The organism is Pseudomonas sp. GW456-L12 (assembly GCF_059424045.1).
This window is the reverse complement of the sequence record NZ_JBWKZA010000015.1, coordinates 21,073-41,579: the sequence shown is the minus strand read 5'-3', so window position 1 is coordinate 41,579 and position 20,507 is coordinate 21,073. Positions and strand designations below refer to the sequence as shown.

General features: G+C 60.3%; 17 protein-coding genes and 1 pseudogene. 9 read left to right on the top strand and 9 right to left on the bottom strand.

The genetic code is table 11. From position 1 onward, the window contains the following. Nucleotides 1–47 precede the first annotated feature (47 nt). The gene (locus AC07Y9_RS19075) at nt 48–2,897 is read left to right on the top strand and encodes a class I adenylate cyclase (protein ID WP_102678906.1); all 2,850 of its coding nucleotides are present in this window, start codon (nt 48–50) and stop codon (nt 2,895–2,897) included. 17 nt (nt 2,898–2,914) lie between these two features. Here AC07Y9_RS19075 and rnk read toward each other — a convergent pair whose 3' ends face one another. The 3 genes from rnk to cyaY form a co-directional block, all read right to left on the bottom strand. Then, nucleotides 2,915–3,328 carry a nucleoside diphosphate kinase regulator gene (gene rnk / locus AC07Y9_RS19070; RefSeq protein ID WP_007926672.1) on the bottom strand — a complete coding sequence of 138 codons (414 nt, stop codon included), beginning with the start codon at nt 3,326–3,328 and terminating at the stop codon, nt 2,915–2,917. 147 nt (nt 3,329–3,475) lie between these two features. After that, on the bottom strand, nt 3,476–3,709 hold the full coding sequence (locus AC07Y9_RS19065) for a DUF1289 domain-containing protein (protein WP_062824264.1): 234 nt from the start codon (nt 3,707–3,709) through the stop codon (nt 3,476–3,478). A 4-nt stretch (nt 3,710–3,713) separates the two neighbouring features. Continuing rightward, nucleotides 3,714–4,046, bottom strand: coding sequence for an iron donor protein CyaY (cyaY, locus tag AC07Y9_RS19060; protein WP_007926670.1), 333 nt, complete (start codon nt 4,044–4,046; stop codon nt 3,714–3,716). A gap of 239 nt (nt 4,047–4,285) precedes the next feature. Here cyaY and lptM point away from each other — a divergent pair, with 239 nt between their 5' ends. The 6 genes from lptM to AC07Y9_RS19030 are packed head-to-tail and all read left to right on the top strand — an operon-like array spanning nt 4,286 to nt 8,872. Beyond that, a complete protein-coding gene (gene lptM / locus AC07Y9_RS19055; protein WP_007926668.1) occupies nt 4,286–4,438 on the top strand; it encodes an LPS translocon maturation chaperone LptM in 153 nt (50 codons plus the stop codon). A gap of 9 nt (nt 4,439–4,447) precedes the next feature. Continuing rightward, the gene (lysA, locus tag AC07Y9_RS19050) at nt 4,448–5,695 is read left to right on the top strand and encodes a diaminopimelate decarboxylase (protein WP_007926666.1); all 1,248 of its coding nucleotides are present in this window, start codon (nt 4,448–4,450) and stop codon (nt 5,693–5,695) included. A 4-nt stretch (nt 5,696–5,699) separates the two neighbouring features. Continuing rightward, entirely contained in the window at nt 5,700–6,530 is an 831-nt protein-coding gene (dapF, locus tag AC07Y9_RS19045) for a diaminopimelate epimerase (protein ID WP_102678907.1), read from the top strand. 13 nt (nt 6,531–6,543) lie between these two features. Beyond that, nucleotides 6,544–7,269, top strand: coding sequence for a DUF484 family protein (locus tag AC07Y9_RS19040; protein WP_009051448.1), 726 nt, complete (start codon nt 6,544–6,546; stop codon nt 7,267–7,269). Nucleotides 7,270–7,271: 2 nt separating this feature from the next. Continuing rightward, the gene (gene xerC, locus AC07Y9_RS19035) at nt 7,272–8,168 is read left to right on the top strand and encodes a tyrosine recombinase XerC (RefSeq protein ID WP_087087575.1); all 897 of its coding nucleotides are present in this window, start codon (nt 7,272–7,274) and stop codon (nt 8,166–8,168) included. Then, nucleotides 8,168–8,872 (top strand): HAD family hydrolase, encoded by a 705-nt coding sequence (locus AC07Y9_RS19030; RefSeq protein ID WP_102678908.1) that lies wholly within the window; start codon nt 8,168–8,170, stop codon nt 8,870–8,872. Before xerC ends, AC07Y9_RS19030 begins: the two co-directional genes overlap by 1 nt. A 102-nt stretch (nt 8,873–8,974) precedes the next feature. Here the strand turns inward: AC07Y9_RS19030 and sutA are convergent, their stop codons facing one another. From sutA to glnK, 4 genes are all read right to left on the bottom strand, one after another. Continuing rightward, a complete protein-coding gene (sutA, locus tag AC07Y9_RS19025) occupies nt 8,975–9,298 on the bottom strand; it encodes a dormancy-specific transcriptional regulator SutA (RefSeq protein WP_007926654.1) in 324 nt (107 codons plus the stop codon). Nucleotides 9,299–9,400: 102 nt separating this feature from the next. Then, nucleotides 9,401–9,826 carry a secondary thiamine-phosphate synthase enzyme YjbQ gene (locus AC07Y9_RS19020; protein ID WP_007926650.1) on the bottom strand — a complete coding sequence of 142 codons (426 nt, stop codon included), beginning with the start codon at nt 9,824–9,826 and terminating at the stop codon, nt 9,401–9,403. A 210-nt stretch (nt 9,827–10,036) separates the two neighbouring features. Then, nucleotides 10,037–11,374, bottom strand: a complete 1,338-nt coding sequence (locus AC07Y9_RS19015) for an ammonium transporter (RefSeq protein ID WP_007926649.1) — start codon at nt 11,372–11,374, stop codon at nt 10,037–10,039. Nucleotides 11,375–11,409: 35 nt separating this feature from the next. Next, nucleotides 11,410–11,748 carry a P-II family nitrogen regulator gene (gene glnK, locus AC07Y9_RS19010; RefSeq protein WP_002555808.1) on the bottom strand — a complete coding sequence of 113 codons (339 nt, stop codon included), beginning with the start codon at nt 11,746–11,748 and terminating at the stop codon, nt 11,410–11,412. 416 nt (nt 11,749–12,164) lie between these two features. On the opposite strand from glnK, the gene AC07Y9_RS19005 reads away from it, so the two are divergent. Continuing rightward, nucleotides 12,165–12,425 carry an accessory factor UbiK family protein gene (locus AC07Y9_RS19005; RefSeq protein WP_087087570.1) on the top strand — a complete coding sequence of 87 codons (261 nt, stop codon included), beginning with the start codon at nt 12,165–12,167 and terminating at the stop codon, nt 12,423–12,425. A 189-nt stretch (nt 12,426–12,614) separates the two neighbouring features. Continuing rightward, a pseudogene (locus AC07Y9_RS19000) lies at nt 12,615–13,466 on the top strand (YifB family Mg chelatase-like AAA ATPase); the annotation flags it as partial. Between the two features lie 499 nt (nt 13,467–13,965). Here the strand turns inward: AC07Y9_RS19000 and AC07Y9_RS18995 are convergent. Together AC07Y9_RS18995 and AC07Y9_RS18990 are read right to left on the bottom strand one after the other, a co-directional pair. Next, entirely contained in the window at nt 13,966–19,320 is a 5,355-nt protein-coding gene (locus AC07Y9_RS18995; protein ID WP_102678910.1) for an RHS repeat-associated core domain-containing protein, read from the bottom strand. An 11-nt stretch (nt 19,321–19,331) separates the two neighbouring features. Beyond that, a partial coding sequence (locus tag AC07Y9_RS18990) for a hypothetical protein (protein ID WP_494990496.1) occupies nt 19,332–20,507 on the bottom strand: 1,176 nt, incomplete at its 5' end.

Sequence of the window (20,507 nt, the reverse complement as noted above, 5' to 3'; positions counted from 1 at the left end):
CTCCACCTATAAGACCTCCCACGTTCAAGCTTCGCGAGCCTGTTTGAATGACCCGCACCCATGAAATCCGCCCAGATCTGGACGAGGGAATCGATCGCAAGGTTCTCAGCCAGCTGCGTGCGCGCTTTCTGAAGCTCAACGAAGGGCGTCTGGATCGGGCCATGGAGGGGTTATCGCCGCGCCAGCAACTAGTGCTCAACCTGTTGCCGCTGTTCTTTCACGTCAACCACCCGTTATTGCCGGGTTATGTGTCGGGCGGCACACCCGCCGGGCTGTCGAACTACGAACCCGACACCTCAACGCTCAACGAAGCCCAGCGCCTGACCCGCTCGTTTTCCTACAAGGTCCGGCCCGGCAATGCACCGCGACCTATCCATGGCCTGTTCCTGATGGGCAGCCTGGGCACCCTGGCCCAGGCTGACCAGAGCGATATGGATGTGTGGGTCTGCCATGCGCCCGATCTCGGCGAAAACGAACTCGCCGAACTGCGCAAGAAATGCCTGCTGCTGGAAACCTGGGCCGCCAGCCAGGGTGCCGAGGCGCACTTCTTCCTGATCGACCCGAGCCGCTTTGTCCGTGGCGATCGCGACACCCAGCTGAGCTCGGACGATTGCGGCACCACTCAGCACTATCTGCTGCTGGACGAGTTCTATCGCACGGCCATCTGGCTGGCCGGGCGTACGCCGCTGTGGTGGCTGGTGCCGGTGTACGAAGAAGCCCGCTACCAGCAGTACACCCATACGCTGCTGTCCAAGCGCTTCATCCCTGCCGACGAAAACCTCGACCTTGGCCATCTGGCCCATATTCCGCCGGGCGAATTCATCGGCGCCGGGCTCTGGCAGTTGTTCAAGGGCATCGAGTCGCCGTACAAGTCGGTGCTCAAGCTGCTGCTGACCGAGGTCTACGCCAGCGAACACCCGCGGGTGGAATGCCTGAGCCTGCGCTTCAAACAGGCGGTGTTCGCCAATCGCCTGGACCTCGACGAGCTGGATCCGTACATCGTGGTCTACCGGCGCATCGAGGAATACCTCAAGGCCCGTGGCGAACCGGAGCGCCTGGAGCTGGTACGGCGCAGCCTGTACCTGAAGGTCAACCGCAAGCTCACCGGCAATAACGGCGCGCGCAACCCGAGCTGGCAGCGCTCGCTGCTCGAACGGCTGGCCCACGAATGGGGCTGGGATCAACGCCAGCTGGCAATGCTCGACAGCCGCAGCCAGTGGAAAGTCCGCCAGGTCAGCGCCGAACGCCGGGCCCTGGTCAATGAGCTGAACTACAGCTACCGCTTCCTGACCCAGTTCGCCCGTACCGAGCAGACCCTCGGCCTGGTCAACAAGCGCGACCTGAATATCCTCGGCCGCCGCCTGTACGCGGCCTTTGAACGCAAGGCCGGCAAGATCGAATTCATCAACCCCGGCATCGCCCCGGACCTGGCCGAAGACACCCTGACCCTGGTGCAGTCACCCAACAAGAAAGAACCGGGGCAAACCCACTGGGGCCTGTACAACGGCAGCCTGAATGCCCTGGAGTGGGAACACTTCGCGCCGATCAAGCGCAGCCGCGAACTGCTGGAGCTGCTGACCTGGTGCCATCGCAACGGCGTGATCGACAGCAGCACGCGCCTGGCGCTGCACCCGGGCAGCAGCGACTTGAGCGAGTTCGAGCTGTTCAATCTGCTGGGCAGCCTGCAACAGACCATCGCCCTGCCCCTGGGCACCGTCAGCGAAGAACGCCTGCTGCACAGCAGCGTGCCCAGCGAAGTGCTGATCCTGGTGAATGTCGGCCGCGACCCGCTCAAGCATCACCGCGACCTGAACATCCTGATGACTACCGAGCGCACCGACTCTTTGAGCTACGCCGGGGTGCGGGAGAACCTGGTGCTGACCCTCGACCAGGTGACGCTCAACAGCTGGAACGAGGTATTAGTCGGCCGTTACGACGGCGCCCATGCCCTGCTCGACTGCCTGCGCGACTACCTCAACAATCTGCCGCGCGGCCCTGAGCAACCGAAGCTGCGAGTGCGCTGCTTCTGCCACAACCGCGCGCAGTTCATCGCCCAACGGGTCGAAGAGCTGTTCGACACGGCGCAGAACCTGTTGCTCAGCCAGCTCAACCACCGCTACCTGATCCAGGTCCAGCAGCATTACCACGTGCTGGAGTTGGTGCCGGGCCAGGCCAATCATGTGGCGCTGGCAAGCCTGCCGGCGCTGATCGACTACCTCGGCGAAGAGCAGTCGAGCTACAGCCCGCTGCACCTGGACCCGATGGCCCTGGAAGAACACGACCTGGCGCTGATCCTGCCGATGGGCCAGCCCGACTGCATCCAGGTGTTCTACCGTGTCGTCGAGGCTCAGGCCGAGCTGTACGTGCTGGATGAATTCGATGCGCTCTGGCAGCAACGCCTGCCCTACCACGACGAACAGAGCCTGTTGGTCCCCCTGCAACGCTTCCTGCAGTCGATCCTCTACCGGCGCGATGCCCAACTGCCGATGGAGGCCTCCCAGGCTCTGGTGCCGCTGGATATTTTGTATTACCAGATATTGCCCTCAGGCAGCACAAGAGCCCGTCGAATCGAGCCACGCCCGGCACCCCAGACACCAGCGAACAAAGCCTTTTATGACGTGCAGGGCATCATCGGCAAAGCCGCACCGGGGCAGGTGCAGGTCACTCTGTATTGCAATCAACGGGAGTTTTCCGAGCTGGAGCATGGCGACCAGCTGTTCGCCGCGGTCGCCCAGGAGATTGTCGGCCAGCGTCGCGAAACCGAGCGCTATCGCTGCTATATCACCGACCTGGACCTGTCCGGCTTGCTCGGCGACCACCATGGCTCAAGCAATCTCTACCTGCGCTACAAGGCCGACCTGGAGCGCGCCTTGAACGACGCGCTCGAGCAGGTCTAGCCGGTCAGCGGCGCCCTTCAGAGGTGAAAGTCGCCAGCCGCTTCGGGTTGGTATTCCACTTCCAGCAGAGTCAGCTTCAGGGTCTTGCCGCCGGGCGCCGGCCAGTCGATGTACTGCCCGACCTGCAAACCGAGCAAGGCGCTGCCCACCGGCGCCAGGATAGAGATCCGGCCCTCGTCGGCGTTGGCGTCCTGCGGATACACCAGGGTCAGGTGATAGTCCTTGCCGCTGCCCTCTTCGCGGCAATGCACACGCGAATTCATGGTCACGACACCAGGCGGGACTTCATCGTGGCCCACCAGGGTTTCGGCGCGATCCAGCTCGGTCTGCAACGCAATGACGCCAGGCAGCGTGTCGTCCAGGCTGTCGATCAGGCGCTCCAGACGCTGCACGTCGAGGCGGGTGAGAATGATGGAAGGTGCGGTGCTCATGATCCAGGCAGACTCCTTTTTTCGGCACAAAAAAGCAAAACCCCGTCCAGATAAGACGGGGTTTTCACTGGCCTCGATGTGGCGAGGCGTAACCGGACACTACCACAGCAGCACAAATAAACAAGCCGCAGGGCTTTTGTGCCCGGGCTAGCCCATACCGGGCGCCGCCGCCCGCTTGCGCTCCAGCGCCTGGCGACAGATGACACGCCGTCGCTCATCGTCCGCCGAGCGCCATTCGCGAATGTCTTCGACATGCCGGAAACAGCCCTTGCAGACTTTTTCCTCATCCAGCCGACACAGGCTGATGCAAGGCGAGGCCACTGCCGGGCTGACATTGCTGTACAGCGGCTTGGGCGGGCGCACCGGGGCGGTTGGCGTCACGGTCTCAGAGCCCTTCGAACTCGAGCTTGATATCGGCCTGCTCGAGGACGATGCGCTCGAGCATTTCGCCCAACTGCTCTTCGCTCTTGTCGCACATCCAGCGCTCGCTTTCTTCGTCGTAGTCGAAGTGGAAACCACCGGAGCGCGCGGCCAGCCACAGCTGACGCAGCGGCTCCTGGCGGCTGAAGATCACCTGGCTGCCGTTTTCGAACTTGACGGTGAGCACACCGGCGGAGCTCTCCAGATCGATATCCAGGTCACTCTCCTCGAAAATGTCCTCCAGCGTCTGCTGGGTGGCATCGACCAGGTCGTGGAAACGGGCTTCAGTCAAACTCATTGCGGGAACCTCGAAAAGTGTCTACTCACGCTCAAGCGCCGCAAGATACGGGCGCATCCGGGCGAATGCAAAGGATACCGTCCAAGGGCGCGGGCGGCAGAGAAAATATCCCCGCGGCCGCCACGCCCAGCCCCTGCGCCCGAGGCAAAGGCCCGCCAGACGGGTGTTCCAGCGCATAGGCAAGCCGTCGGGTGGCCGGTATACTCGGGCGCAATTAACGCATTCTCAAGGATTTCGCCATGAAGCGCCTGATCTCTTCCCTTGCTGCGCTCGTCGCGGTTGCCTGCCTTGTCACGGCCTGCGGTCAAAAAGGCCCGCTGTATCTTCCCGATGACAGCAAATCCCCTGAAGACCAAGGTCACTCGCAGTCGCACAAGCACGACACCAACTAAGGGAACCCCATGGACGCTTTTAACTACCGCGACGGGCAGCTGTTCGCGGAAGGTGTAGCGTTGTCCGCCATTGCCGAACGTTTTGGCACGCCGACCTACGTCTATTCCCGAGCGCATATCGAAGCGCAGTACCGCGCGTACGCCGATGCCCTCGCCGGCATGCCGCACCTGGTCTGCTTCGCGGTAAAGGCCAACTCCAACCTGGGTGTACTGAATGTCCTGGCGCGTCTGGGCGCCGGTTTCGACATCGTCTCCCGGGGCGAGCTGGAACGCGTCCTGGCCGCTGGCGGCGCGGCCGACAAGATTGTCTTCTCCGGTGTCGGCAAGACCCGTGACGACATGCGTCGCGCCCTGGAAGTCGGCGTGCACTGCTTCAACGTCGAGTCCAGCGACGAGCTGGAACGCCTGCAACAGGTCGCCGCCGAACTCAAGGTTCGCGCGCCGGTTTCGCTGCGGGTCAACCCGGATGTCGATGCTGGCACCCACCCGTACATTTCCACCGGCCTGAAGGAAAACAAGTTCGGTATCGCCATCGCCGATGCCGAAGACGTGTACATCCGCGCGGCACAGCTGCCGAACCTGGAAGTGGTCGGCGTCGATTGCCATATCGGCTCGCAACTGACCACCCTGGCCCCCTTCATCGATGCCCTCGACCGTCTGCTGGACCTGGTCGACCGCCTGGGCGAGTGCGGCATCTACCTGCGCCACATCGACCTCGGTGGCGGCCTGGGCGTGCGTTATCGCGATGAAGAGCCACCGCTGGCCGCCGACTACGTCAAGGCCGTGCGCGAACGCCTCGACGGCCGCGACCTGGAACTGGTCTTCGAACCCGGCCGTTTCATCGTCGCCAACGCCGGGGTACTGCTGACCCGGGTCGAGTACCTCAAGCACACCGAACACAAGGACTTCGCCATCGTCGACGCGGCGATGAACGACCTGATCCGCCCGGCCCTGTACCAGGCCTGGATGGACGTCAGCGCCGTACGCCCGCGCGATGGCCAGGCACGTACCTACGACATCGTCGGCCCGATCTGCGAAACCGGCGACTTCCTGGCCAAGGAACGTCAGCTGGCCCTGGAAGAGGGCGACCTGCTGGCCGTGCATTCGGCCGGTGCCTACGGTTTCGTCATGAGCTCCAACTACAACACCCGCGGTCGCGCTGCTGAAGTGCTGGTCGATGGTGAACAGGCTGTTGAAGTGCGTCGCCGCGAGACGGTAGCCGAGTTGTTTGCTGGCGAAAGCCTGCTGCCGGAGTAAAACCATGCTGCTGCGTTTTACCAAGATGCACGGCCTGGGCAATGACTTCATGGTCCTCGACCTGGTCAGCCAGCACGCGCACATCCTGCCCAAACATGCCAAGCAATGGGGCGATCGCAACACCGGAGTCGGTTTCGACCAGTTGCTGATCGTCGAGGCACCGAGCAACCCGGATGTGGATTTCCGCTACCGGATCTTCAATTCCGACGGCTCCGAAGTGGAGCAATGCGGCAACGGTGCGCGCTGTTTCGCCCGTTTCGTGCTGGACAAGCGCCTGACCACCAAGCGCCAGATCCGCGTCGAGACCAAAAGCGGCATCATCGAACTGGATGTGCGCAACGACGGTCAGATCAGCGTCGACATGGGCGCGCCGCGCCTGGTGCCCGAGCAGATTCCATTCGTGGCACCGGCCCAAGCCCTGAGTTACCAGGTCGAAGTCGATGGCCAGACCGTCGAATTGGCCGCGGTGTCCATGGGCAACCCCCATGCGGTGCTGCGGGTCAACGACATCAACACCGCGCCGGTGCATGAGCTGGGACCGAAGATCGAACATCACCCGCGCTTCCCGGCCCGGGTCAATGTCGGCTTCATCCAGGTCATCGACCGTCAGCGCGCGCAGCTGCGGGTCTGGGAACGTGGCGCCGGGGAAACCCAGGCCTGCGGTACCGGCGCCTGCGCCGCCGCAGTGGCCGCGATCAGCCAGGGGTGGATGGATTCGCCGCTATTGATCGACCTGCCGGGCGGGCGCCTGTCCATCGAATGGGCAGGCCCTGGCCAACCGGTGAAGATGACCGGCCCGGCAGTGCGCGTATACGAAGGACAGGTGCGTCTTTGAATGAGCGAAAACCATGACTGATCAGCCTCAGGTTCCAGCCGAACAACCCGACGAATCTCCTGCCGAAAACCTCGAGGCGGCGGCGATCGCCGCGTACCTGGAGGCTCATCCGGACTTCTTCGTCGAGCATGAAGAACTGCTCCCGGCGTTGCGCATTCCCCATCAGCGCGGTGACACCATCTCGCTGGTGGAGCGGCAGATGAAGATCCTGCGCGAGCGCAACATCGAGATGCGCCACCGGCTTTCGCAGTTGATGGACGTGGCCCGGGACAACGACCGGCTCTTCGAGAAGACCCGGCGCCTGATTCTCGCGCTGATGGATGCCAACAGCCTGGAAGACGTGGTGATGAGCGTCGAAGACAGCCTGCGCCAGGACTTCCAGGTGCCTTTCGTGAGCCTGATCCTGTTCAGTGACAGTGCCATGCCCGTGGGCCGCTGGGTCACCGCGGCCGATGCCCAGACCGCCATCGGCGGCTTGCTGACCGAAGGCAAGAGCGTCAGCGGCAGCCTGCGCGAGCATGAGCTGGACTTCCTGTTCGGCGAAGAGCAGCGCCAGCAGATCGGCTCGAGCGCCGTGGTCGCCATCGCCCATCAGGGCATTCACGGCGTGCTGGCCATCGCCAGCCGCGACCCGCAGCACTACAAAAGCTCGGTGGGGACGCTGTTCCTCAGCTATATCGCCGAAGTCATGGGCCGCGTGCTGCCGCGCTTCACTCACTCGCTACGCTCGGTTCGCTGACCATGGAACGACAACTGGACGCCTACTGCGAGCACCTGCGCAGTGAGCGCCAAGTGTCGCCCCATACGCTGCAAGCCTACCGCCGCGACCTGGAAAAAGTGCTGGCCTTCTGCGCCAAGCAGCAGGTTTGCAGCTGGTCCGACCTGGACATCCAGGGCCTGCGCAGCATGATTGCGCGCCTGCACCAGCAGGGCCAATCCTCTCGCAGCCTGGCGCGCCTGCTCTCCGCCGTACGCGGCCTGTACCACTACCTGAATCGCGAAGGCCTGTGCAATCACGACCCGGCCAACGGCCTGGCGCCACCCAAGGGCGAGCGCCGCCTGCCCAAGACCCTGGACACCGATCGCGCTCTGCAATTGCTCGATGGCGCGGTGGAGGATGATTTCCTCGCGCACCGCGACCAGGCGATTCTCGAGCTGTTCTATTCCTCCGGGCTGCGCCTGTCGGAGCTGACCAGCCTCGACCTCGAACAATTGGACCTGGCCGATGGCCTGGTGCAGGTCCACGGCAAAGGCAGCAAGACCCGGGTCCTGCCGATTGGCAAGAAGGCCCGCGAGGCGCTGCAGCTGTGGCTACCGCTGCGGGCGCTGAGCAATCCGCCGGACGACGCGGTGTTCGTCAGCCAGCAGGGCCGGCGCCTGGGCCCCCGGGCGATCCAGCTGCGGGTCAAGGCCGCCGGCGAGCGCGAGCTGGGACAGAACCTGCATCCGCACATGCTGCGACACTCCTTCGCCAGCCACCTGCTGGAATCCTCCCAGGACCTGCGCGCGGTACAGGAACTGCTGGGGCACTCGGATATCAAGACCACCCAGATCTATACCCACCTGGACTTCCAGCACCTGGCAGCGGTCTACGACAGCGCCCACCCACGGGCCAAACGCAACAAAGGCGGTGAGTAATGACGATCAAGCTGATCACCTTCGACCTCGACGACACGCTGTGGGATACCGCGCCCGTGATCGTCAGCGCCGAAGCCGTGCTGCGCCAGTGGCTGACCGACCACGCTCCGCAACTGGGCGGCGTACCGGTGGAGCATCTCTGGACCATCCGTGAGCGGGTGCTGAGCAACGAGCCGGGGCTCAAGTACCGCATCAGCGCGCTGCGCCGACGGGTGCTGTTTCATGCACTGGAGGAAGCCGGCTACGACCAGGGCCAGGCCAATGCCCTGGCCGACCAGAGTTTTGAAGTGTTCCTGCATGCGCGGCATCAGCTGGATATCTTTCCCGAGGTGCAGCCGACCCTGGAAGCGCTGGCCAACCACTTCGCGCTGGGCGTGGTCACCAATGGCAACGCCGACGTGCGCCGCCTGGGGCTGGCGGATTACTTCAAGTTCGCCCTGTGCGCCGAAGACATCGGCATCGCCAAGCCCGATTCACGGTTGTTTCACGAAGCCCTGCAACGGGGCGAGGCGACACCGGACACCGCCGTGCACATCGGCGACCACCCGGGCGACGACATCGCCGGGGCGCAGCAGGCCGGCTTGCGGGCCATCTGGTTCAACCCGGCCGGCAAGGCCTGGGAGGCGGACCGGTTACCGGATGCGGAAATCCGCAGCCTGACCGAGCTGCCGAAACTGCTGGCGCGCTGGCACAACGGCGCCTGATAGCACGCTCGCAATCACCGCAACACCGCACTCTCGCCAACAAGCGCCCATGAAAAAGCCCGCAGCGACGGCGGGCTTTTTCAGCAAGCAAGTGGCAGGCGCTCAGATAGGCCGGCTACCGTACTTGTTATCAGGCTTCTTGGGCGGATCGGCAACCACATTGGCCTCGACTTCCTGCACTTTACCGCCACGGGCCAGGAACTCCTCCATGGCGCGCGCCAGTGCATCACGCTCTTTGTTCTTGGCTTCGACACTCGGCAGCTCGTCTACCGAGACGGCAGCCTTGGCCTTGCCTTTGGCGGTCGGGGCAGGAACATCACTGCCATCGTCTTCCGCCACATCGTCGGCGGCCGCTTCAAGACCTTCTTCGGTTTCGTCTTCGTCGCCTACTTCGAGGTCGTCGTTTTCCAGATCATCGTCGCTCATGTTCTACCTCATGACTTGCGAAAAGCAGATTAGTTATAGCCCAGCTGAGCCGACTGTCGAAGGCCGCTGGAAAAAAATCAACATCCACTGATAACCAGCGGCTTATGCCTTATCACCGTGCAAGGTGGCAAGGACTTTGCGGGCACCGCCATGATCGCGATGCTCGCCCAGATAAACGCCTTGCCAGCTGCCTAACGCCAAGCGACCCGCCGATACCGGCAAGCTCAATTGACAGCCTAGCAAACTGGCCTTGAAGTGCGCCGGCAGATCATCGGGCCCTTCGTCGTCATGTTCATACCCGGCCATGCCTTGAGGCACCAGGGAGTTGAAGAAACGCTCGAAGTCACGACGAACCGCAGGGTCGGCATTCTCGTTGATGGTCAACGAGGCCGAGGTATGCTGCAGCCACAAATGCAACAGACCGACCCGACATGCCTTCAGTTCAGGCAGGCCGGCGAGTAACTCGTCCGTTACCAGATGAAAGCCCCGGGGCCTTGCCCGCAGGGTAATCAGAGTCTGTTGCCACATACAGTTCTCCGCACATTCGGCGCGCATTCTAGCGCGCTCTGGGAAAAAACAAAGTGCCGAATATTCCTCCAATGCTGTAAGTCATTGACCCGAAAAAAAAGCAGTCATCAAACTGGCTGACAAGCTCTGGAAAAAACCTTTCAGCCGTCTCTCAATGACAAAACGCAGACAAAAAAATGCCCGGCAAGCCGGGCATTTTTTCTGGCGAGATTACAGGTTGTAACCGCGCTCGTTGTGTTGCGCCAGGTCGAGGCCGACCGACTCTTCTTCCTCGGTGACACGCAGCCCGATGACCACATCCAGCACCTTGAGGATGATGAAGGTCACGATCGCGGTGTAGATCACCGTGAAGCCCACGCCTTTGCACTGGATCCACACTTGCGCGGCGATGTCGGTCACGGTGCCGAAGCCGCCCAGCGATGGCGCGGCGAACACACCGGTGAGGATCGCGCCGAGGATACCGCCGATACCGTGCACGCCGAAGGCGTCCAGGGAGTCGTCGTAGCCCAGCTTGCGTTTCAGGGTGGTGGCGCAGAAGAAGCACACCACGCCCGCTGCCAGGCCGATCACCAGGGCGCCCATCGGGCCTACGGTGCCAGCGGCAGGCGTGATCGCCACCAGGCCGGCAACCACACCCGAGGCGATGCCCAGGGCGCTTGGCTTACCGTGGGTCAGCCATTCGGCGAACATCCAGCCCAGCGCCGCGGCGGCGGTGGCGATCTGGGTTACCAGCATCGCCATGCCGGCGGTGCCGTTGGCGGCGGCGGCGGAACCGGCGTTGAAGCCGAACCAGCCGATCCACAGCATGGCCGCGCCCATCAGGGTGTAACCCAGGTTGTGCGGCGCCATCGGGGTGGTCGGGAAGCCTTTACGCTTGCCCAGCACCAGGCAGGCCACCAGGCCGGCGATACCGGCGTTGATGTGCACCACGGTGCCGCCGGCGAAGTCCAGCACGCCCCAGTCCCACATCAAGCCGCCGTTGCCGGACCAGACCATGTGCGCGATCGGCGCGTAGACCAGGGTGAACCAGATGGCCATGAAGATCAGCATGGCGGAGAACTTCATCCGCTCGGCGAAGGCACCGACGATCAGCGCCGGGGTGATGATGGCGAAGGTCATCTGGAAGGTGATGAACACCGCCTCGGGGAACAGCGCCGCCGGGCCGGTCAGGCTCGCCGGGGTGACGCCGGCCAGGAAGGCCTTGCCCAGGCCGCCGACGAAGGAGTTGAAGTTGACGACGCCCTGCTCCATGCCGGTGGTGTCGAACGCAATGCTGTAGCCATAAATGACCCACAGGATGCTGATCAGACCGGTAATGGCGAAGCACTGCATCATCACGGAAAGAATGTTTTTCGAACGCACCATGCCGCCGTAGAACAGCGCCAGGCCGGGAATGGTCATGAACAGCACCAGGGCCGTCGAGGTCAGCATCCAGGCGGTGTCGCCGGAGTTGAGGACTGGGGCTGCCACTTCGTCCGCCGCCATGGCCAGGCCAGGCATTACGAGGGACAACAGGGCTCCTAGCCCTGCGATTTTACGCAGAGTCATATTGTTTTCTCCTGGGGCGTTGGGTTTGGGGCGGCTTAGATGGCGTCGGTATCGGTTTCGCCGGTACGGATGCGAATAGCCTGTTCCAGATTGACCACGAAGATCTTGCCGTCACCGATCTTGCCGGTGTTGGCGGCCTTGGTTATCGCCTCGATGACCCGATCAAGATCCTTGTCGTCGATGGCGACGTCGATCTTCACCTTGGGCAGGAAGTCGACTACGTACTCCGCGCCGCGATACAGCTCGGTGTGCCCCTTCTGCCGGCCGAAGCCTTTGACCTCAGTAACGGTAATGCCCTGCACGCCGATCTCGGACAGCGACTCGCGCACGTCGTCCAACTTGAACGGCTTGATGATGGCAGTGACTAGCTTCATGAAACTTTCTCCCGAATTGGTGGACTTGCCCCAGGAAAACAAACCCGACTCAAGTCTAAGCGCAGTGCCTGGCTTTGTAACGCATCGTCGGCCTTCCTCGACCAGACCGACGCCAGCTAACCGCTCCTGACGAAACACTTCCCCGCTCCGCCTGCCGCACTGCATTCGTCACAGCGACTGCATCAGTGCATGGGTCATCGGGGACTAAGCAGAAACCTTGCCATCTCGCGAAAACCCACTGATTTCAGTCCCTTGGCCGCCACGACAGAAACCACTTCGCCATCATCGCCACGGATACGCACAACAACAGTGCGCCACTGCCCGGCGCTATGCGCGAAAAGCGTGCATCCCCGCCTGCCGATTGACTATAGACAGTGCGTGATACACTGCCCGCCATTGTTTTCAGGACACTCCCCATGCTCGCGCCCAAAGACCTCCTCGATGCCCTGAGCGGCCATGCCGCCCGCCTGTTCAGCGGCGATACCCCACTGCCCCGCGCCGAAATCGAAAGCCAGTTCAAGGCCCTGCTGCAAAGCGGCTTCAGCAAGCTGGACCTGGTCAGCCGGGAAGAATTCGACAGCCAGATGGTCGTCCTGGCCCGCACCCGGGCCCGCCTGGAAAGCCTGGAGGCGAAGGTCGCCGAGCTGGAAGCCAAGCTGACACCGTCCGCCGAGTAACCTGACCTACACATCGTGAACAAGCTCGTTCCTACCCAGGCCATATCAAACCTGTAGCAGTGAGCTTGTGCGCGTCAGCCCTGCAATAAACGACACATCCTGTCTGCATTCCCCCCCTATCCAGTCCCTGCCACCTGACTATCCTTCCAAGACCGCAGGAAGCGGTAAGCGCATCTCAAGGAACGAGTCATGTCTCTGGCCATTGTCCACAGCCGTGCCCAGACCGGCGTGCAAGCGCCGGCCGTGTCGGTCGAAGTCCATCTGGCCAACGGCCTGCCGGCCCTGACCCTGGTGGGCCTGCCCGAAGCGGCGGTCAAGGAAAGCAAGGACCGGGTGCGCAGCGCCATTCTCAATGCCGGCTTCGATTTTCCGGCCCGGCGCATCACCCTCAACCTCGCCCCGGCCGACCTGCCCAAGGACGGCGGGCGCTTCGATTTGGCCATTGCCCTGGGCATTCTCGCCGCCAGCGTGCAGGTGCCGACCCTGGCCCTGGAGGAAGTCGAATGCCTGGGCGAGCTGGCGCTTTCCGGCGCGGTTCGTCCGGTGCGCGGTGTGCTGCCGGCAGCCCTGGCCGCGCGCCAGGCCGGACGTACGCTGATGGTGCCGCGCGCGAATGCCGAGGAAGCCTGCCTGGCGTCGGGACTGAAGGTGATCGCGGTCGAGCACTTGCTGGAAGCCGTTGCGCATTTCAACGGCCATACACCGATCGAACCCTATGTTTCGGACGGTCTGCTCCACCAGAACCGGCCCTACCCCGACCTGAATGAAGTACAGGGCCAGCTGGCCGCCAAACGCGCGCTGCTGGTAGCCGCGGCCGGTGCGCACAACCTGCTGTTCAGTGGTCCGCCGGGCACCGGCAAGACCTTGCTGGCCAGCCGCCTGCCTGGCCTGTTGCCGCCGCTGGAGGAGCAGGAAGCCCTGGAAGTGGCCGCCATCCAGTCGGTCACCAGCCACACTCCGCTGAGCCATTGGCCGCAGCGGCCGTTTCGCCAGCCGCACCACTCTGCGTCAGGGCCAGCCCTGGTGGGCGGAGGCTGTAGGTTTTCGAATTAAATGCGAAATTTTCGAAATTAATGCGACTGGAAAATCTCGTAGGCCCTAGCTGTCCTTGCAGCAGCCCTAGGGGGCATCCGTCAAGGATGGGGTTTGCCAGCAACATAGGCGTAGAGGTTTATTCTCCATCTAGTTAATGGAGCGACAACAAATACCACCATACTGTAATTACTACAAGGAATACAGGTGCGAGAACGCTTATGTGCCTCCGTAATCCGAACCAAATGCCGACACCGAGAATCCCATATAGGAAGATGTTTGCGACCAGCGACATTAAGAACAGCTTAGTTTCAAATCCGGATTCATCGCTTGCCGGAAGTGACATAAGTGACGTCGGCCATAACATCAACATCAGCTTCTGAACAAATCCATGAATGCCAAGATCAGTGATTTTAAAGTACTGAAACGACCACCAAAGCCACCGAAATACTAATGGGATAGTAAGCCCAAGAAGAGCGAATAAACCTGTAAAGCGGAGCAGTGTCATTTACGGTCTCCCATCAAATTGCTGTTTCAGATTTCGCATCAAAGTTTTAGGAAAAATCGTCTCTGGCGTGTTGATTCCACCAGCCTTAAGCGCATCATGGACTGTGGTAGTGCAGTTGCGATTATTCAGCTCGTAGCTGCCTGGATTACGCGTTAGTTTATCAATAAACTCTTGGATAGCTTTGTCCTGTGCAGGGGTTGTTGGAATAGTGATGCTAGTTTCAGGTATCCTGGTGTCTGGGAGCATTATTCCGGGCACGGGTTGACCAGTTGCAACATCCCAAGTCGACGAATCCGGTGCGGGGTAGAAACCTCTTGTCTGCGGGGAATTGACCCCGGTACCAACATGGCCGAAGCCGCTTGCGCCTGGATAGAGAGTAACTGTAACGTCTAAGCCGAACGGATCGGTAAAGCTAATAGGATTACTGAGAACATAGGCGTATGTATTCATCCCTCCTGCAAGGCCAATCGGATCTACCGAAATAAACCTCCCAAAACCTGGAGAGTAATACCGTGCCCGATAATAATAGAGGCCCGAGCCATCATTTTCCCGACCGGTGTATTGCTGGCTGTTAGTACTCGCGGGTCCGCTGATACTGGTTTGGCCATAAGGGTCATAAGTGTATTGGGTAGTGGATGCTCCGGTGCTGTCGGTGAGCGCTTGGGTTGAACCCAGCGCATCAGTCAGGTAGCTGTAGGTGCTACCACTGGCCTCGGTGCGACTGAAGACTTCATCCAAACCGCCCGTTAGAAGGTTGGCCTGTACTGTGGGGGTGACGGAACCGGTCAGTTCTTGCACCAGGTTGATACCGTCGAACACATAGCCGGTGGTTTGTCCGACAATCGTCTTCTGACTGCGTCTGTTGGCCGCGTCATAACTGAAGCTCCCGGATACGGTGCCCGTGAGTGTGCTCAGACGCTGGCGTGAGTCCCAGGTGTAGGTATTGCTGCCGTCACTGGTCATGTTGCCGTTGGCGTCATACAGCAAGGTGGCACCACCCCATGCCGTCAACTGGTTAGCAGCGTTGTAGCTGGTAGTGCTCACTACGCTGGGAAGAGTGGTGCGAGCCAGGCTGCCGCCAAGCTGCACTCGCTGACCAACGTTATCGTAGCCATAACTCAAATTACCCAGGCTGCTGCCACCCTTCGTGTAATTGAGGTTGACCAACTGGCCGGCGAAATCGTAACCGTAACTGACGGTTACCCCGTTGGGCAGGGTTAAGGTGGCACGACGGTTGTCCGCATCATAGGTGAACGCCGTGTTCTGGCTGCCGTTGCCGAGATTGGTCAGGCGATTGCCGGCGTCGTAGGTGTAATTTACGGCGGGCTGCCCCGTCACCGTCATGCTGGTACGACGGTCAGCGGCATCGTAGGCATAGGAGACGGTGCCTTGGGGCGTGGTTTCGCTGAGCAGGTGATCCAGATTGTCATAGCCGCGGGTGATTGTGCCGCCTTGGGTATCCACGATCTGTGTCAGACGGTTACCCCCATCGAAGGTGTAGCCCACGGTGGCATCTGGCGCTGTCAACGAGGGACCACTGCCAATCAAGGTTTGCCCGAAGGCCGATTGCGTGCGCCGATTCAAGGCGTCATAAGTGTAAGTGGCGATGACGCCATTGCGGGCGGTCCACTGCGTCACATTATCTAGGCCATCAAGGCCATAGCTTTGTGTCGCGTTCAACGGGTCGGTGTAAGACACGCGGCGATCGCGAGCGTCGTAGCTATACGCATGCACTCCGTTCTTGGCATCGGTGACACTCAGAAGATTGCTATTCGTGTCGTAAGCAAAGCTGGTGATGTTTCCTAGCGGGTCCGTAACCTTGGTTTTACGATCCAACGGATCATAGTCCATCAGGGTACGGCGCCCCACAGCATCAGAGATTGCCAGGACCCGACCCACGCTGTCGGTGTAGTAATTGGTGGTTCGCCCCAAAGGATCGCTAACGCTGGCAACATCCCCCAAAACATAGCTAATGGCCGTAGTTGCTCCGATGGGATCGGTGATCTGCGTCACCCGACCTTGGTCATCCGATGTGAATTTCACGGCATTGCCTAAGGGATCGATAATCTGTGTCAGACGTCCCAAACTGTCATAGCTGTAGTTAGTGGTATGGCTCAGACCATCGGTATGACTGGTCAGTTGATTGAAGGTGGGGTCGTAGGTATAGCTGTCCGTCACGGCTTGCGACGTTCCTTGTAGCCGAGTCACGCTGGTGAGGTTGCCCACGCCATCGTGTGTGTATCCGGCCACTCGCCCCATGGCATCGGTGACGGAGGTCACCTGATTGGTGGTGGCGTCACGCTGGAGGCTATAGCTTTGTTGCTCGGGCAAACCTAGGCCATAGGTGTTTGTTGTGACATAGCCAGCGCCATTGAATGCCAAACGCTCGATATTGCCGCGAGGATCCGTAATGTCCGTCTGGGTGACTTGGCTGCCGCTGAGGGTGTAGGCGAATTGATAGGTACCTGCCACGGTGCTGCCATAACCCAGGGTTTGTTGGGAGACCCGGCCGTTGGCATCATAACTGTTGCTGAGGAGTACATTGCCATTGGGCCGCGTGATGGTCAGCATGTGATGGGCGCTGTCGTAGGTATAGGTTTCCACGCCACCATTCGCGTCGGTTACTGTCTGAAGATTCCCATTACTGTCATATGTGTAGCTGACCGTACGCCCCATATTGTCACTGGCCTGAGTAATACGATTGCTTGAGTCATAGGTAAAGCTTATCCAGCGTCCATTAGGCGATATCACTTGTTGCAAATTTCCGTTGGAGGCTCGCGTCAACGAGATCGTATTACCCACACGGTCCTTGATTTGAGTCATGGCTGCTTTTGCTGGCACGTTATTGTCTTGTGCATTCGGGAACCACATTTGGTAGCCATCTTTTAGCTTGAGCAGCCACGGCGAAGCACCGCCGACCCATGAGATGGTCGCCCCCTGATACCGATCAAACGGCGAGCCGTTGTGCAGGTACACCGCAGTCGCGTAATTCGTACCTGATGAGATCCGGTTGAAGTGAATACGCTCGCCATTCGACAGAATCAGATCTTGATAGGTCCAGGGGTTGGTATCGCCCACCATGAAAATGTCATACACGTGATTGGTACCGACACCGAAGGCACGCGACCGCGTGTCTTCAGAGAGGTAGGTGCGTGTCAAAGTCAGCGGGAGGGTGTCAGCAACCGTCAGATCGGTGTGCGGATAGGTGAACAATCCCGTAGACGTATCCACCGGCTCGCCTTTGTCGCTCGAAGCAACCTCCAGCCCTTGATAACCGCCGCCGGCAGTGGGGTTTTTGGCGGGTGCTAGGGACGGCAAGCTGACCATGGCCCCAGTGAACTCATAAATACCCACACCGTCCCCAGGTATAACCTGTTTACCGTTCGTGGAAACTAGCCCCTCACCATAAACGTACCAGCCTTTATAGACGGGATCGTAGGTCCAGAAGTCCATCGTAGAGCCAGAGGGGCGGCCGTTGTAATTGGGATAAATGATCCGTGCTGCCTGAAAACTCTTCGGATCGATGGCTTGTAGATTCGCACTGCCTGGTTGGATGGTGAAGTACACAGGGATGCCATGCGTGGGGAGCGGAAATGGCGTCCGATCAACAGGAATGGGGGTGATACTGACGGAGGTGACAACCTTGCCGTCGACATCGCGAATGACTGTTCCTTTGGGGATATGCAACTCCAAACCTGGAATATGAGGTGTGGTGACAGTCACCTCACTTGTTGTCGGGGACGGCAGGCTCACGGCATGTTGCGTATCGGTATGGGGCAACCAAATGGTGTATTGAAGGGACTGCGTTTTGCCATCCTGAAAAATGACGACCAGATCATCAAAAAATCCATATTGACGACCTGGCTTGTTGGCACCGGAGCCATCGATTCTCAGCGTTTGATTTCCGGTGTTGATACCGCTCAGCAGAAAGCGCCCGGTCGGGTCTGTGGTGGCGATTTTTTCGCCCATTTTCAAAGTCACACCCACCGCCGCTTTGCCGTTCATCAACAGTACTTGACCTGCCAGCGCAGTCACCCCCAAGGGTGCCTGCAAGGGTGGCAGATCCTGCAATGGAGAGGGTGGGCGTTTGGCACGCCAGTCTCCGCTGAAATGCTCCGGGCCCGGGATCCAGTCTTCAGGGCCGGTGTTGGCCATGTCGAGACCAGGCGGAGTAGTCAGCGGCCTTGCTTGGCCCTTGAGGGCGTCGGAGGAGTTGGTGTTGGTACTAGTTGACGCGACGTTGACGGTCAGGGCTTTCGTAGTAAAGCTGTAACCTGTGAGCGGGAGTTGAGTGCCACTTTCATCTGTAGCGCCGCTGACAAAGACGTTGTAGTACGTATCCGGCAGCAACTCCCGCGTTGGTACAAAAAACACTGCTTGCCCGCCCTCCACGGGAGTTACCGTGCCGGCAGTTTGGCCGGTCGGGCCGATCACTGTCACGGTGTTGCTGCTCAGTGACGTCACCGCCATCGGCTTGGAAAAGCGCAGGCTGATCCAACTGCTGACAGCAACTGTATTGGCATTTGCAGCAGGCAGACTGGATTGCACTTGCGGCGGACTTTGCAAGGATTGTGACGTCGCTAGTAAGCTGGATTGGTTCTCCTCCTGCGGTGAGAAAACTTGCCGAGATGGGTCAAAAAGCTCACCACGCGTCACCAATTGATCACTTTGGTCTTTGCCGCCCTGAATCAGAATGAGGTCCGTGGGCAAAGTCTGCGCAGTATGCCCATAGCGAGCACTCAATAATCCGGTGGGCATTTGATTCACCGTTCCCGTCTGGGAATCCCACAGTTCTGCACTGGACAGCGCTTCGTGTTGCGCCGATAGGCCACCAGCCAACAGAACACGACCATCCAGTAATAGGGTCGCCGTATGCTGAGTGCGTGCAGTAAAAGTGGCATCAGTAACAGGCTGCGACTGCTGTGTCTGAATATTAAGACGCTCTGCCTGTGCGAGAGGGCTGCTGCTTGCGTCAACACCGCCAACGATAAGCACTGTGCCATCCGGCAACAAAGTGGACGTATGGCCTTGGCGTGGCATGCTCAGGCTGCCCGCAAAGTGCGTATCAGTGTTTGTCACGGGATCAACCAAGGTAAGTGTCGCCAGTGTCACGCCGTTTTCTGTGCCTCCGCTGAGCAACCAACGGCCATCAGGCAACAACGTGGCGGTTTCACCTGCGTGACGCGTGGGCGCCACGCTTCCAGTAGTGCCACCAATTACCGAATCGGCGATCACTTGGGAACTCACTATGGTTAGAACTAGCCAGGTAATCAGCAGTAACGAGCAGTGTGTCACCTGCCGTAACCAGATCTCAGTATTAAAGGATGCACCGCAACCGGAGTAATTCCCTTTCATGGCGCATTACCTCAAGGATTGGTCACGCTGACATTTATGGAACCCACATTGGCAGCTGATGGATCGATGTAGACCTTATAGGTGCCGGTGGTGGGGAGGGTCTGGGACGACAAGCTAAAGCTGGCACTGCTGGACGGGCTCGACGTCAGGGTCGTGTTGTCGGGTTTTTTCAAGGTCACCCACACCAAGCCCATGCTGTTGTTGGCCAAATGAACGGTTGCCGTCTGCCCCGAGGTTCCACTGAATGTCACGCTTGCATTCTGCCCCTCAGACGTTGTGGTGACGGTCAAGGCTGAGCCGTTGATTGTTACGGAACCTGTTGCGTCTGCCGGTACGCTGGTCAGATGGAAAGTCATGCTGCCGGTGTCGGCATTGCCCGGGTTGAGGTAGATGGTGTAGGTGCCTGAAGTCGGGAGTGTCAGGGTGTCCGTGTAGGAGCCTGTCGACCACATACCGTTGTAAATGAAGCCATTACTGGTGCTGGCGTTACCGCTGGCGTCCGGTTTGTAGAGGATGACCGACTCGCTGCGGGTAGAGGGATAGGTGGAGTTGGGAGCGCTGAGATAGATGCGTTGACCGTTGGTGCCGCTGAACGTGAGGCTGCCGTTCTGGCCGATGGCGGTGGTGGTCAGGGTGACATCGGCTCCATCGATACTGATCGTACCTGCTGCATCTGCCGGTACGCTGATCAGGTGGAAGGTCATGCTGCCGGTGTCGGCGCTGCCGGGGTTGAGATAGATGGTATAGGTGCCCGTGGTTGGAAGCGTCAGAGTGTCGGTGTACGAACCTGTCGACCACATGGCGTTATAGATATAGCCATTGCTGGTGCTGGCGTTACCACTGGCATCCGGTTTGTAGAGGATGACCGACTCGCTGCGGGTAGAGGGATAGGTGGAGTTGGGCGTACTGAGGTAAATACGCTGACCGGCGGTACCGCTGAAGGTGAGACTGCCATTCTGGCCGATGGCCGTGGTGGTCAGGGTGGCATCGGCACCATCGATGCTGATCGTGCCCGTGACATCTGCGGGCACGCTGATCAGGTGAAAGGTCATGCTGCCGGTGTCGGCGCTGCCGGGGTTGAGATAGATGGTATAGGTGCCCGTGGTCGGGAGCGTCAGAGTGTCGGTGTACGAACCTGTCGACCACATGGCGTTATAGATATAGCCATTGCTGGTGCTGGCGTTACC

Coding starts and splice junctions, on each gene's coding strand:
- AC07Y9_RS19005 (WP_087087570.1), top strand. CDS start 12,165: ATGCTCGCGCCCAAAGACCTCCTCGATGCCCTGAGCGGCCATGCCGCC.
- AC07Y9_RS19075 (WP_102678906.1), top strand. CDS start 48: ATGACCCGCACCCATGAAATCCGCCCAGATCTGGACGAGGGAATCGAT.
- AC07Y9_RS19015 (WP_007926649.1), bottom strand. CDS start 11,374: ATGACTCTGCGTAAAATCGCAGGGCTAGGAGCCCTGTTGTCCCTCGTA.
- cyaY (WP_007926670.1), bottom strand. CDS start 4,046: ATGAGTTTGACTGAAGCCCGTTTCCACGACCTGGTCGATGCCACCCAG.
- AC07Y9_RS19040 (WP_009051448.1), top strand. CDS start 6,544: ATGACTGATCAGCCTCAGGTTCCAGCCGAACAACCCGACGAATCTCCT.
- AC07Y9_RS18995 (WP_102678910.1), bottom strand. CDS start 19,320: ATGAAAGGGAATTACTCCGGTTGCGGTGCATCCTTTAATACTGAGATC.
- xerC (WP_087087575.1), top strand. CDS start 7,272: ATGGAACGACAACTGGACGCCTACTGCGAGCACCTGCGCAGTGAGCGC.
- dapF (WP_102678907.1), top strand. CDS start 5,700: ATGCTGCTGCGTTTTACCAAGATGCACGGCCTGGGCAATGACTTCATG.
- rnk (WP_007926672.1), bottom strand. CDS start 3,328: ATGAGCACCGCACCTTCCATCATTCTCACCCGCCTCGACGTGCAGCGT.
- sutA (WP_007926654.1), bottom strand. CDS start 9,298: ATGAGCGACGATGATCTGGAAAACGACGACCTCGAAGTAGGCGACGAA.
- AC07Y9_RS19030 (WP_102678908.1), top strand. CDS start 8,168: ATGACGATCAAGCTGATCACCTTCGACCTCGACGACACGCTGTGGGAT.
- AC07Y9_RS19020 (WP_007926650.1), bottom strand. CDS start 9,826: ATGTGGCAACAGACTCTGATTACCCTGCGGGCAAGGCCCCGGGGCTTT.
- glnK (WP_002555808.1), bottom strand. CDS start 11,748: ATGAAGCTAGTCACTGCCATCATCAAGCCGTTCAAGTTGGACGACGTG.
- lysA (WP_007926666.1), top strand. CDS start 4,448: ATGGACGCTTTTAACTACCGCGACGGGCAGCTGTTCGCGGAAGGTGTA.
- lptM (WP_007926668.1), top strand. CDS start 4,286: ATGAAGCGCCTGATCTCTTCCCTTGCTGCGCTCGTCGCGGTTGCCTGC.